Source organism: Geobacter sp. SVR (assembly GCF_016865365.1).
In the GTDB taxonomy this organism is placed as follows: domain Bacteria; phylum Desulfobacterota; class Desulfuromonadia; order Geobacterales; family Pseudopelobacteraceae; genus Pelotalea.
Genome location: NZ_AP024469.1, coordinates 2,582,987 through 2,595,474 on the forward strand (window position 1 = coordinate 2,582,987; position 12,488 = coordinate 2,595,474).

12 protein-coding genes are annotated in these 12,488 nt (G+C 57.5%); 3 read left to right on the forward strand and 9 right to left on the reverse strand.

The window, feature by feature from the left end; all coding sequences use genetic code 11:
* Positions 1–121 precede the first annotated feature (121 nt).
* Positions 122–421, forward strand: a complete 300-nt coding sequence (locus GSVR_RS12015; RefSeq protein ID WP_173202482.1) for a transposase — start codon at positions 122–124, stop codon at positions 419–421.
* Positions 418–1,272: an IS3 family transposase gene (locus tag GSVR_RS12020; RefSeq protein ID WP_203978876.1), complete on the forward strand. Its 855-nt coding sequence runs from the start codon at positions 418–420 to the stop codon at positions 1,270–1,272. The genes GSVR_RS12015 and GSVR_RS12020 overlap by 4 nt, the downstream gene beginning before the upstream one ends.
* On the opposite strand, the gene GSVR_RS12025 is transcribed toward GSVR_RS12020, so the two are convergent.
* The gene (locus tag GSVR_RS12025; RefSeq protein WP_203978657.1) at positions 1,226–2,626 is read right to left on the reverse strand and encodes a site-specific integrase; all 1,401 of its coding nucleotides are present in this window, start codon (positions 2,624–2,626) and stop codon (positions 1,226–1,228) included. The genes GSVR_RS12020 and GSVR_RS12025 overlap by 47 nt on opposite strands.
* Positions 2,627–3,167: 541 nt before the next feature.
* On the opposite strand from GSVR_RS12025, the gene GSVR_RS12030 reads away from it, so the two are divergent.
* Positions 3,168–3,512: a hypothetical protein gene (locus GSVR_RS12030; RefSeq protein ID WP_173202403.1), complete on the forward strand. Its 345-nt coding sequence runs from the start codon at positions 3,168–3,170 to the stop codon at positions 3,510–3,512.
* A 612-nt stretch (positions 3,513–4,124) separates the two neighbouring features.
* On the opposite strand, the gene GSVR_RS12035 is transcribed toward GSVR_RS12030, so the two are convergent.
* The 8 genes from GSVR_RS12035 to nifH all read right to left on the reverse strand — a co-directional run bounded on the left by GSVR_RS12035 (position 4,125) and on the right by nifH (position 12,481).
* Positions 4,125–5,462 carry a nitrogenase component 1 gene (locus GSVR_RS12035; RefSeq protein WP_173202404.1) on the reverse strand — a complete coding sequence of 446 codons (1,338 nt, stop codon included), beginning with the start codon at positions 5,460–5,462 and terminating at the stop codon, positions 4,125–4,127.
* Entirely contained in the window at positions 5,459–6,976 is a 1,518-nt protein-coding gene (locus GSVR_RS12040) for a nitrogenase component 1 (RefSeq protein WP_173202405.1), read from the reverse strand. Before GSVR_RS12040 ends, GSVR_RS12035 begins: the two co-directional genes overlap by 4 nt.
* A gap of 45 nt (positions 6,977–7,021) precedes the next feature.
* Positions 7,022–7,678, reverse strand: coding sequence for a DUF1847 domain-containing protein (locus GSVR_RS12045; RefSeq protein WP_173202406.1), 657 nt, complete (start codon positions 7,676–7,678; stop codon positions 7,022–7,024).
* 52 nt (positions 7,679–7,730) lie between these two features.
* Positions 7,731–8,639: an ABC transporter permease gene (locus GSVR_RS12050; RefSeq protein WP_173202407.1), complete on the reverse strand. Its 909-nt coding sequence runs from the start codon at positions 8,637–8,639 to the stop codon at positions 7,731–7,733.
* Between the two features lie 156 nt (positions 8,640–8,795).
* A complete protein-coding gene (locus GSVR_RS12055) occupies positions 8,796–9,824 on the reverse strand; it encodes an ABC transporter substrate-binding protein (RefSeq protein WP_173202408.1) in 1,029 nt (342 codons plus the stop codon).
* Between the two features lie 31 nt (positions 9,825–9,855).
* On the reverse strand, positions 9,856–10,641 hold the full coding sequence (locus tag GSVR_RS12060; RefSeq protein WP_173202409.1) for an ABC transporter substrate-binding protein: 786 nt from the start codon (positions 10,639–10,641) through the stop codon (positions 9,856–9,858).
* On the reverse strand, positions 10,638–11,453 hold the full coding sequence (locus GSVR_RS12065) for an ABC transporter ATP-binding protein (RefSeq protein WP_173202410.1): 816 nt from the start codon (positions 11,451–11,453) through the stop codon (positions 10,638–10,640). The genes GSVR_RS12060 and GSVR_RS12065 overlap by 4 nt, the downstream gene beginning before the upstream one ends.
* Before the next feature lie 152 nt (positions 11,454–11,605).
* Positions 11,606–12,481, reverse strand: coding sequence for a nitrogenase iron protein (gene nifH / locus GSVR_RS12070; RefSeq protein ID WP_173202411.1), 876 nt, complete (start codon positions 12,479–12,481; stop codon positions 11,606–11,608).
* Positions 12,482–12,488: the final 7 nt, after the last annotated feature.

Genomic DNA, 12,488 nt, shown 5'->3' on the forward strand with positions numbered 1-12,488 from the left:
GCCAGGGAGAATTCCCCTGGCCCTCTTTTGGGTTATGGTCTATTCCTGCACCGTCAGTGGTCTGAGCTATCTTCACATTTGAGGACACACCTTATATCCTAACGGACCAGGAGGGTGTGTCATGAGAATGAACCGAAAATACGATGCCGAGTTTAAAGCTGAAGCGGTGAAGCTGGTTTTGGAAGACAACCGCACCATTCGCGAAGTTGAAAGCAGTCTCGGGATCACGCATGGAGTCTTAAAAGGATGGATCCGGAAACACCGTGACCAGCAGGATCCGGCTATAGCCAGTCAAATATCTGCCGAAGCAGAGCTTAAGCAACTCCGCAAAGAGAACGAGCAACTCCGTCGGGAGCGTGAAATCCTAAAAAAAGCTGTGGCCATCTTCTCAACGGATCCGCATCGTTATTCGGGTTCATAACCGAGCACCGCTCCGAATTCGGAGTGAAGGAGATGTGCCGAGTTCTGGGAGTGACTCGGAGTTGGTACTACGCCCATGCGGCCGGCCGAGTAACGAATCGGCAGCGCGAAGACCAGGCGTTGTTGCCAACGATCAAATCAGCCTTCGAAGAGAGCGACAAAACATATGGCGCGAAACGGATTACCCATAACCTACGGCAGTTAGGGCGGCGCGTCGGTAAAAACCGCATCTGGCGCCTGATGCGAGAAAACGGCCTTAAAGTCAAGACGACGCGGAAGTTCAAGGTTACAACGAATTCAGATCACAAGCGTCCTGTAGCGGACAATCTGGTGAAGCGTCAATTCTCCGCTGACGCTCCCAATCGGCTCTGGACCGGCGACATAACGTACATTGAAACGGTCCAGGGCTGGCTGTACTTGGCAGTGGTCCTCGATGTATTCTCCCGCCGGATCGTGGGCTGGAGCATGAACAAACGCATGACGGATGATCTTGTTATAGCTGCCCTTACCAATGCGATAGTCAGGCGTCGGCCGTCACCAGGATTCATCTTTCACACGGATCGTGGTTCGCAATATTGCAGCAAACGGTTTCGTGCCGTGGTCGGGAAAGCAGCTGGCATCCAAAGCATGAGCGGAACCGGATGCTGCTATGACAATGCAATTACGGAGACCTTTTTCTCCACATTGAAGAGAGAACTGATTTACCACTGCTCCTTCACGACCCGGCAAGAAGCACAGAGCCGGATATTTCGTTACATCGAAGGTTTCTACAACCGCAAGAGGATTCACTCTGCGATTGGCTATCTCACTCCTGAACAGTTTGAGCAGCAGGAGCTAAAGATGGCAGCATAGAATTTTGAGTGTGTCCTCTATTGCGAAGACAGGTCAGTCTGACCGGTAGATCCCCCAACAGCTCCTTCAGTTTTTCCTCCCATTTCAGCAGCGCCTGCTTCTTCTCCTCCGCATATCCATATAGGTTATATGTCCCTTCCACGACCGGCAGGGCGTGGTTTAGGACCATATCTACATGGCGCTCACTGATGCCGAGCGAGTTCATCATGGTGGAGGCGGTCCTGCGGAGATCGTGGGGTGTCCACCTGGGCATTCCGTAGTACTCCTCCTTTACAATCCCCTTATCTTTGTGTGCCACCTCTTTACGGACCAGTTTGTTCATGGCTGACTCCTTGATCGGAATCGCCTTCTTGATAGCCCCCTTCCGCACATTACCGGATCTGGCAGTCGGGAAGGCCACGCCGCTGAGCCAGGATTTCGGATCTCCCATGATCACCTTGGCCAGCGGCGTCAGGTAGACCAAATGAGGTCGTGGCTGGCGCTTCATCCCTTTCTTCTTCTCCGTCTTGATCTTTTCCGGTGGGATGATCCACCAATCCCCATCGATGTCTATCGCCTCGATGGTGGCAACCTCCCCAGGCCGCTGGGCGGTAACGAGGGTCAGGAGCAGGGCCTTCCTTACGGCATCACTCCCAGGACCATAACATATTCGTTTCCAGGCTGCCGGTATTTCGGTTTGAGAGAGGTATCTGTCCCTGGACACCTGGACCACTTCGGGAACGTAGCTGGCGAATCCGCCAAGAAAAGGGTTGAAATCTACCCATTCATGGATCAGGGCGTAGCCGAACATCCTTCTGGCGGCTTTGATAAGGTTTCTGGATGCGCCAGGGGACTCTTTCGCCACCGCAGCGATAAGCTTGTGGGCATGCCTCGGCTTGAAATCCTTAGGGTCCATGTGTCCGTGGGTGGGAACGAGGTGCTTGTTGAGAGCGCTCTTGTTAGTGCCGTACCATTCGGCAGAGTGGTACCGTTTGGACCACTTCTCCAGAAATGTATAGGCCAGCTCTGCTATGGTCGCAGGGACTCCATCCTCACTAATGACTGCCGTGGATTCTGGAGCTGCGACTGCAGGGAAGGTAGTAGGGACAGCCTTTGCTATCTCTGCCGGATCTTCTCCGGCTTGCACCCGCTTATATAGTTCCCCGTATTCAACCCTAGCCTGTGCCAGAGTAATTGTGCCATAAATACCAAGATTGATCCGACGCTCTCGTTTATTGATGGTATAACGATAGGTAAAGGATATGCTCCCTGTTGTATAGACGGTGACTATAAATCCGCCCCGCCCTTCGCTGACGATATATTTCTTGTTTCTGGGTTTAAGGCTCTTTAAAAATCTGTCTGTGAAATTTGGCATAGGCAACCTTCCTTTCTGAAACGCATTTACGTCTTCACACTATATCGTGGCACTCACCTCGCCCCCTTTGAGTACCGACTGAGTACCGAAAATTGTGCTGGCAATGTATGACGACTCGTGATTACTTATAGTGCCATACAATAGTTTAAATAATTGAATTTGTAAATATTTTTCTTCAAAAGGTGAAGGCTATTGGGTACCTATGACAACCTATAAAAAGACTGCAGTCTCATCTTCCCAAGCTGAAGGTCGCGGGTTCGAATCCCGTTTCAAAGAAATCAAGGGGCTAGCTCGAAAGACCTGGCCCCTTGATTTCTTTTTGTGGTTCCCGCCCCAAATAAACACTCGTGCCGTGACTCCTGCTACCGGTGAGATTTCAGAAAGGGGAAACGAGAGTAGAGCGCATCAAACCCGACTCTGCGCAGAGATCAATGCGGCTTGGTTTAGACACGCACAATCCGAAGTGGGCATGTCAAACTCAAGGAGTTCTAGCAGCCTGCCATCTCCTTCATGCCAGAGGGGCAGAGAAGTTTACTGGCATATGACATTGGGAGAAATGCCGGGCCTTGGAGATGGCAAGGCAAAGGTGATACCCAATAAATTGCAGATGGAAAACGACAGTTTGGCAGTTCGCCGTGGGGGAGATGCAAGAAGATACGGTCAATTGGCGGGCTTCTTATCTTGGGCAGTTTGTTTTAGTGTTAAGGTCTTGGCAGGTTTTTTTCCAATTATTGTCCCAATGAACAAAGAGTCCCAGATCGAGGGAGTCCAGACCGCAAAGAAAAAACTGGAAATGTTCAGCAGGTGGGTTTTGCGCATGGTGTGTCACAGGTGGCGCCATGCAGAAAGAGGGCTCCGCCACCCCGCTAGGGAGGCCCTCAATTGACAGAGGCTTCACCTTTAATGGCAGTACGAATATGTTGAATTCTGGCTTTATCGAGTTGGGTAATAGATCACTTTTAGAGATTATCAATCATAATTTTGACGAACATGTAGCAAACTTCTTCGTTAAGTGGAAAGATGAGTGACCGAGTCTTAATTGTCATTTTAGGGGTAATCTTAGTTAAAGGCAATGTCCAACTTACATTGGAAGGCGGACCTTGAAAGTAAAATGTGTTCCAGATAGCTCATATTTACTTTTGGGCATCCAACGCGCGACGGCACACAGTCTTCGCTTCGCTCAGCCGGTGCGCCTTGTGACGTTGTAATGAAGTTTGCTCTATCCAGCGCCTCGTTTTATCCGCATCGGGGAGCTAGTAATCACTCGAAAAGGCGTTCCTGTTTCTATGAAGCCTGAATTTATCATACCCGAAAAGATTGGTAATTGTTCTAAATTATTGTTGTGCTTGATTTTGTTATTGCAACACATGATTTTTATTGTTTTTTCAAATCAGTTTCCGTTCCAAAAAATCAAGCGTTTACAAGTGTTTTTTTGAGTGTGACGGATTCTATGCCTCACTTCGTTCCATATTTGTTCTTAAGTATAGGAGAGCACCAGCTATCTTCCGGGAATAATCGCTCCGATCAAATCCTCCACCAACCTCAGTCCTCCCCGATATCCGGTATAGCCGCGATCCAGAACGGCCCGGTTTGAAACCGGGAAGCTGACTGAGAGCTGCGGCGCACCCAATTCCGCTGCCAGCTCGCGTTCCAGTGAGGTTCCAACGACAAAAGCAGGAGCAAAGACGTTCCGATAGCTGCCAACAGGCCACTGTTCACGCAGATGGGAAATGACCCGGCTACCGTCGGTCTCGAAAACCAGCTGCACGGGATACTGCGATCGCAGCTGCGCTATCTGTGCATGCAGATGCTGTCCCTCTTCTTCAGTCCTGAAGGGGTCGGTGCACACCGTCAACTCCGGCAGCCAGCCAAGGTCGTCGGCCAGGAACCTGGTCAGGGAGCCGGCGTAGTTGGCATCTCCGACCACCACGGCATAGCGCTGCAGGTCCAGATCGTTGAAACAGTCGGTCAGCGGCTCCAGGTAGCGGTAGTAGCGCCGGTGCTCCGTGTCGATCACCGCAGAAACTCTCCTGGCACTGACCCTGGCTGCAGCGCCGACGGCACGCAGGAACGGTTCCGTGGCGCCGGCACCGACCGGCAGCGGTAGACTCAGATACGGCGTAGCGTGCAACTCCTCGAACAGCCGGGCAGCGCCGAGACCATAGGCCTGGGATATGACGATATTCAGCGAGGCGGACCCTGCCTGACGGATGGTATCGATCGAGTCTTCAGCCAGGAAAAACGAATTGACCTCCAGCCCGAGCGCTTCCAGCAGACGACGCACCTCCTCGAGGTTGCCGCGCCAGAACGGGTCATAGTACGGGACCACCCCCCAGAGATTGACCCGTTTTCTCCGCTTGGCTACCCCTCGCTCCAGAAAATCCCGAAACAGAGCCTGCAGCACCAGGTCATAGCCGTCATAGGAGGTTCCCCGGAATCCGCCGGTCTCTGCGCCGATGATCGGCACCCCCTGAGCGCGAAAATCCCCCACCACCGCCTGGATGTCGTCGCCGATTACCTCGGTTACGCAACTGGTCAACACAGCATAGATGCTCCCCTCGATGACCTTGAGCGTGTTCTCGATCTGCTCCCGGAGGCGGCTGTCGCCGCCAAAGACCACGTCGCGCTCACCGATACTCGAGCTCGGTATGGCCAGGGTCCCGCAGTAACCACCCACCTGCAGCGCCGAGCCACCGTTCTGGGTCCAGGCAAAGTTGCCGGCACAGCCCGACGGGGAATGCAGGATCGGGATGCCGCCCGGCAGGGCGGTAACGGTAGCGGCAGCCCCCCCCTGGGCACAGGTATAGCGGGGGCGTTCGATGAAATGCTCACTCATGCTTCGGTACCTCCGGAGGCGATGTAGGCAAAGGGATTGGCACCGTACCACTCGCTGCGATACGGGAGCCGGACGTTTTCAGCCAGGTTCCGGTTGTAGATCGGGTTCTTAAGCTGGCGATACAGCCGGCGAGCCAGCTCGTAGACGCCTTTGTAGCCGATATAGGCCAGACCGGTGTTGTAGATGACATGGGTGGGTATGCCGAGCTTGGCGGCAGTGCCGTTGCCGTTGGCATGCCCCAGGAACAGGTCCGGCTTGAGACGCCTGAGCAGGTTGGCCTCCTCGAAGGGCTGCACATTGGCGATATCGACCACGTAATCTTCTTCGGTCGATTGCGCCAACTTCCGATATTCCACATCGGCGAACTCGTCGTGGTGGAACGAACGGATGCCGACCACCCGGAAGCCGAGCTCCTCCAGCAGCCGGGCGGTCGCCAGTGCGCGGAACTCGCCGGCACTGATAAAGACCGTTTTTCCCTCAAACAGCGGCCTGAATTCCCTCAGGGCATCCCGAAGCTCCCGCTCTTCCCGGGCGATAATGCCATCCGCCGCCGTCTCGAAACCGAAGCGGGCCGCCACGTCCCTGAGCCACAGGCCGGTGTTTTCGATGCCGATAGGCATGTGCTGGATCAACGCCGGCACGCCGAAGCGCTCCTCCAGGTAGGACAGGAAATAGTCGTCGTGCGTCGGGCAGGTGCTGATCGAAAGCGCCGCCTGGGTGGCCTTGACCATGCTCTCGGGATGGCTGAAAACCGGAAAGACATTCACATCCAGACCCAGTTCCTTCAGGAGCCGCTCCAGTTCCAGTTCGTCGACCCTCCCCATGGAGGAAACATTCATCAGGTTGACGGTACGCGGCAGTCGTTCCAGCCCCTTGAAGGGGGCCAGACCGTTGTCGCCGGCCTCCTGCTCCCCGGGCCGCAGCAGGGTCCGACCGATGCCGTGATAAACGGCATCATAGGCAGTGGCCCAGATTTTGGTCTTGAAGCCCTCACAATGCACCGGCAGCAGCCGGGCATTGACTTCCGGCTGAAGCCGCTGGATCACCCCGTCGATGTCATCACCGATGATGCCCGGCACACAACCGGAGACCACGGTGATCGAATAGGGCTTGTAGCGCTGATCCGCTTCGATGATGGCCTGCTCCAGCTTTTCCTCACCCCCGGTAATGACATCGGTCTCGTTCATGGCGGTGCTCAGCCAGCGGGCATCGGTGGCCTTACCCTGCCGAACGGTGCTGCCGAAACGTACATTGGCATTCTGTGAGTGGCTGCAGCTCCCGCAGCCGACGGCGCTGTGCAGCAGCACCACGTTATCCGGCAGGGAGTTGAGCATGGCCAAAGCCGGCAGGAGCAGACAGATCGAACCCTGGGTAAAGCTGCGCTCGCCGTCGTTCTGCAGGCACGATTTCTTGCCGCTCCTGCCAGCCAGCTCGCAGATGCTTCCGCCGTGGGCGATGCAGGCCTTGAGCCGGTCCTCGCGCTTGGGGGGTGTCTTCAGATCGATGTGACTCATGGTTCTCCTTTCGACAGACATCGGAAACAAAAAGGTAACAATGGTTCAGAGCTTCCGATCTTCCGCCAGCCGCTTGTAGTAGGAATGGCTGGTGTAGAGCGCGCCCACGGGGTTGTGGGCCAGCACCCGGTCCTTGACCACCAGGTAGGTGACCGGTGCCGCGGAATACTTGATGAACATGGAGTCGTGGCCGACGCACAGGCCAATGATCACGTTCAGGTCGGTCTTTTCCCTGGCCAGGATGCGGGCCTGGAGCACCGGGTTGCAGGCCGACTCGTGCGTGCCCTTGTTGATCTTGTGTTCTTCGGGAATGCCCAGCTCGGTCTTGTCCACCGAGCCCACCTTGCAGGCCACGGTATAGCTCTTCACCCCCTGGGCGTCCAGGAACTTGATGAAGTTCCTGGTTTCGTTGATCAGGCCGACGCAGGTGGCGACCCCCACCTTCTTGGCCCCGATGCGGCGGGCAAAAGCTGCCACCTCCTCCACCCGGGTCAGCCGGCCGTAATAGGTCCCCTCGATCTCGGCGGCAGAGCAGGATATCTTCGACACCAGCGGGTCTTCGCGGTAGATGCGGTTGACCTCCTCGATCTCCCGCTGCTCCTCGGCCTCGGTCAGACAGAATGGGGGAAAGGTGGAGGTACGCGAGTTACAGTTGACCGTGGCGCAGTCGCCGCAGGTCAGGATTCTTTTTCTGGTTGTCATGTCCGGTCGTTCCTTTGTGCGATGGTATTCCGATCTCACGTCGAAGATGTGGTCAGTTTCTCCAGCGCAGCAGATGCCGCTCCAGGCGCTCCGTGCCCCACGTGATGGCCGTTACGACAATGCTGATGAAAATGATGCCGACGATCACCCGCTGATAGTCGGCGAAGTCCGCGAAGTTCTTGATGTACCAGCCCACCCCGGAATTGGCGCCGATCAGTTCGGCCGCAGCCAGCAGCACAAAGGCAAAGACCAGCGCCAGGGTCGCCCCGGTACAGATGGAGGGCATGGCCCCGGGCAGGATGATGCGCAGCAACAGGGTGCGTTCCTTCAGGTTGAGCACCCGGGCCGAGTCCAGCAGCCCCTTGGGGATGTTGAAGACGCCGTTGACGGTGTTGATGAAGATCGGCCAGAAGGCGCCTATGAAGATCACGAAGATCGAAGCCAGCCGGAAGGTGGGCAAAAGCGCGATTGCGTAGGGGATGTAGACGATGGGCGGAATCGGCCCCAACACCTTGGTCAGCGGGTTGACCGCATGGTACATGCGGGTGCGCCAGCCGACCAGCAGCCCCAGCGGCAGCGCCGTGCCCAGCGCCAGCAGGTACCCGCTGACCAGCAGGATCAGCGAATTGACCAGCCCCTTGAGCATGTCCGGCAGTTCGGCCACGAACAGCTTCAGCACCGCTTCCGGCTGCGGAAAGAGCATCTTGTCCAGCACCGGAAAACGGGTTGTGGACAGGTACCAGGCCAGCAGCAGCGCCAGGATGATGGCACTCACATCGGCGGCACCCCGGCGCGCATGTTCACAGGTGGCAGTAGCCTGCCGCAGTTGGGCAATCGCCATGATAACGATGGAAACGGTTAATAAATGTAAGGGCACTTGCCCTGTCGACGGCCACAGCAGGGCCGTCAGCAGAGCTATGAACAGCAGATTGGTAGCGGTGGCTACGCTTTTTATAGTCATTCCTGTAGCACTCCTGCTGCGGTGAGATTGCCGTCAGATCGGCACCGGCCCGCAGGAACCCGCGGAGGCGTAGTACCCAAAGGGTATAAACAGCGCTACGCCGCACAAGAGGTTCCGAGGACACGGTGTCGAGATGGCGTGCATATCGCCTCCGCCTTAGTTGTTCTTTTTGTAGAAGGTGAGCATCTCCTGATAAACCTTCTCCTTGGGATATCGCTTGACGACGGAATCCAGGGCCTGCTTGTAGATGTCGGTGTTGATATGCTTGTCAATCGCGTAATCCTGGGGGATATAACCGGCGTCCCGAATGTGCTGCCAGAAATCCAGGATCCCCTTGCGCAACGGATCGGGGTTGGATTCGGCCACCTTGTTGACGTAGGTCTCGTTACGCACGATCTCTTCGTCGATCTTCAGCGACTTGGTGTAAATCTGGACCGTTTCCTCCGGATTGGTCTTGTAGAACTTGTAGGCCCGGATCAGCGCCGCCAGGAAACGGCGATGGACATCCTTGTTTTCGTTCAGGCTCTTGGTCGGGGCCACGATGCGGCAGCAGGTGTACTTGGGATAGAATTCCTCGATATAATGGGCAACCTTGAGGCCGCTGTTCTTCTCGGCCAGGGAAAAATGGGGCGGCCACAGGAGCCCCGCATCCACGGCCCCCTTCTTGACCGCCTCCGCCACGGCCGCGGCCGAGCCGAACTCCACGAAGGTCACATCCTTCTTGTAGTCGATGCCGGCTTTCTTCAGGGCTCCCTTGAAGACCACATCGCCGGTGGAAAGCTTGACCAGGCCGATCTTTTTGCCCTTGAAGATCTTGAGATCATTGCCGGACAGCTCGGCCAGGCGCTCCGGACGGGCCACGATGGCCTGGCCGCCGATCATCATGCCGCCGAAGAAGGTGAAGTCGCTTCCCTTGCTGATGAACAGGAGCGGAGCCGTGGTGCCGAAGGTGCCTACATCCAGTTTCTCGGCCTTGAGAGCGGCCATTCCCTCGGCGGCGCTCCCGAACTGGAACAGTTCAACATCAACCCCTTCTTCCTTGAAATACCCCTTTTCCTTGGCTACGAAATACAGCCCGTGAGCCGGTTCCGGCACATAGCCGACCTTGAGTTTGGGCAGATCTGCGGCCATGGCTGTGCCAGCCAGAAGCATCAGTGAGACAAGCAGTGCGGACAATCGTTTCATGTTTGTGTTCCTCCTTTTGAGTGTGGATCGATTACTGTGCTGCCGCTGCCGGTGGCTGGGAAAACAGGGCTCCCGAGTTGGCGGGACAGCAGTTGGGGGTACAGACCGCCTTGCTGAAGAGGTTCTGCAGGGCGCTGTCGATCGGTCCCAGCAGCAGACGGTCAAGGGCATCGCAATAGATTTCCTCATACACATGACCGGCCAGAAAATCGCGTTTCATCTCCGGCTGCTGCAAGCCTGACAGTCGCCAGATCCGCTCCAGTTTCCAATAGTCCGGATTGGGGTCATACCACTGTGCCGGACGAATCCCGGCAATGACCTCGGGGTGGTTATGGACGGTGCGGTAGGCGCGTATCAGGGCCGCGGTCAACTGGATCAGCAGCCCCTTTTCCGATCCGGGCCATGACGGCGGAACAAGCACCACAACGCCACGGCCATCCTCTTCGGCGCGGATGCTTTCGTCGAGTTCGGCCAACGTGTTCGTGCTGATGGGGGTGCCCCCACCCGCGACGATCCTGAAGCCCTTGCCGGCTGCTATGGCGCGCAGGGTATCGGCCGTCGCGAAGGCCCCCACGTCGATGGTCCCGGCCTCGAGCGCGGCCAACCCGCCGGCGGAATCGGCGAATCTGACCAGGGTTACTGCCACCCCTTCCTTCGCAAAATGCCCCTTTGCCGCCGCAATCCGGCACAGGGCGCTCCCCGGATGGTCGAGATATCCCAGCCTGATGGTCCTGGCGGCACCGTCGCTCACCGTGGCAAGAACGATCCCGGCCATCAGCGCCAGCATGGCCGCCAGGTGGAGAAGCTCGGCGTTCATATGCTGTCTCCCTCCGAGCGCACGATCCTCCCCTCGTCCAGTTCCGAGAGGATGTTCTCGTGCAGCAGGGTGACCAGCCTGTCCCGCAGGCCGAGGAAGGAATCCCTGAGATACAGCTCCTGACGGATGCGGGGACGTGGCAGATCGACCTCGAAGACCCCCTTGATCGTGCCCGGGTTGAGTCCCAGCACAACGATCCGGTTGGCCAGCAGGATGGCCTCCTCGACATCATGGGTAACGAAGAAGACCGTCTTGCGTTCCCCCTCCTTCTGCTGCCAGAGCTGCAGCAGCAGGTCCTGGAGCTTGGCTCGGGTAATGGCGTCCAGGGCTCCGAAGGGTTCATCCATCAGCAGCACCGGAGAATTGATCGCAAAGGCACGGGCAATGGCGGCCCGCTGCCGCATGCCGCCGGACATCTGCCCCGGCAGCTTTTCGCTCGCTCCCCCCAGGCCGACCAGCTCCAGATAGCCGACGGCTGCCTCGCGGTACTCGCCCCTGCTCTTGCCGGGGAAGGCCTGCTCCAGGGCCAGGACGATGTTCTGGCCGGCGGTCATCCAGGGAAACAGGGAGTAGTCCTGAAACACGACGCCCCGGTCCAGACCCGGCCCGCTGATCGCGGCGCCATCCAGGGTGATGCTGCCCGAGGTCGGCAGTGACAGGCCGGCCAGCAGTCGCAACAAGGTACTCTTGCCGCAGCCCGAGGGCCCCAGCAGACAGATGAAATCCCCCGCCTCGGCGGTAAGCGTGATATCCCGCAGAACCTGATGGCTGCCGTAGGCATAACTGACATTGTCTATGGTTACCTCATGCATTGGTACTCCAGTGGGAAGTATTAGTCCTAAGGTTGCTCAAAAATAGTCAGATCGTCGCACCCGCAGGAAGCCCCGCGGAGGCGTAGCAGCGCTACGCCGCACAAGAGGGCTTTCGAGGACGGCGGCGAGATGGCTGTTTTTGAGCAACCTTCTCAGATGCTCTGGCCGGTGCTGCGGACCTCTCCCGTCTCCACCGCCACTATCTGATCGGACCATCCGGCGGCCCAGCGGCGCAGTTCGTGGACATCCAGCGGCTCGGGCACCTTGGACTCGGTGTGGGCTGCAATCCTGGCCGCCAGAGTTTTGTAGACAGCAGCCTGCTCGGAATCCGGGAAGGCCTCGATGGTGGTCTTGCCCTGCAGCTCGGCCTGGGTGACGGTGATCGAACGGGGCACGTATTCCACTACCTGCGTGTTGGTGCGGGCCACAAAGTCGTCGATGATGTGGCGCGCATAGGGGGCGTTGATCGAATTGGCGATCACCCCTCCCAGCAGGGCACCGCCGTTGTTGGAGTACTTCTTGATGCCGGTGAACAGGTTGTTGGCCGCGTAGATGGCCATGAAATCCGAAGAGGATACGGTGAAGACATGCTCGGCAATGCCCTCGCGCACCGGCACGGCAAACCCGCCGCAGACGACGTCGCCGAGCACGTCGTAGATGACGAAATCCAGGTCCAGCAGCTCGAAGATCCGCTGCTGCTTGAGCAGCTCCACGGCGGTGATGATGCCGCGTCCCGCGCAGCCGACCCCCGGGGCCGGCCCTCCGGCTTCGACGCAGTAGACGCCGTTGAAGCCCTGGAAGATCAGATCCTCCGCCTTGGCGTTCTTCTTCTCGCGCAGCGTGTCGAGGATGGTGGGGATATATTCGCCGCCGCGCAGCGTCACGGTCGAATCGCTCTTCGGGTCGCAGCCGATCTGCATCACCTTGTAGCCTGCCACCGACAGGGCAGCGCTGATATTGGACGTGGTGGTCGATTTGCCGATGCCACCCTTGCCATAGATGGCGATCTGTTTCGGTTTTTTTGCCATGTATTCC

Coding starts and splice junctions, on each gene's coding strand:
- GSVR_RS12015 (WP_173202482.1), top strand. CDS start 122: ATGAGAATGAACCGAAAATACGATGCCGAGTTTAAAGCTGAAGCGGTG.
- GSVR_RS12025 (WP_203978657.1), bottom strand. CDS start 2,626: ATGCCAAATTTCACAGACAGATTTTTAAAGAGCCTTAAACCCAGAAAC.
- GSVR_RS12030 (WP_173202403.1), top strand. CDS start 3,168: ATGACATTGGGAGAAATGCCGGGCCTTGGAGATGGCAAGGCAAAGGTG.
- GSVR_RS12035 (WP_173202404.1), bottom strand. CDS start 5,462: ATGAGTGAGCATTTCATCGAACGCCCCCGCTATACCTGTGCCCAGGGG.
- GSVR_RS12040 (WP_173202405.1), bottom strand. CDS start 6,976: ATGAGTCACATCGATCTGAAGACACCCCCCAAGCGCGAGGACCGGCTC.
- GSVR_RS12045 (WP_173202406.1), bottom strand. CDS start 7,678: ATGACAACCAGAAAAAGAATCCTGACCTGCGGCGACTGCGCCACGGTC.
- GSVR_RS12050 (WP_173202407.1), bottom strand. CDS start 8,639: ATGACTATAAAAAGCGTAGCCACCGCTACCAATCTGCTGTTCATAGCT.
- GSVR_RS12055 (WP_173202408.1), bottom strand. CDS start 9,824: ATGAAACGATTGTCCGCACTGCTTGTCTCACTGATGCTTCTGGCTGGC.
- GSVR_RS12060 (WP_173202409.1), bottom strand. CDS start 10,641: ATGAACGCCGAGCTTCTCCACCTGGCGGCCATGCTGGCGCTGATGGCC.
- GSVR_RS12065 (WP_173202410.1), bottom strand. CDS start 11,453: ATGCATGAGGTAACCATAGACAATGTCAGTTATGCCTACGGCAGCCAT.
- nifH (WP_173202411.1), bottom strand. CDS start 12,481: ATGGCAAAAAAACCGAAACAGATCGCCATCTATGGCAAGGGTGGCATC.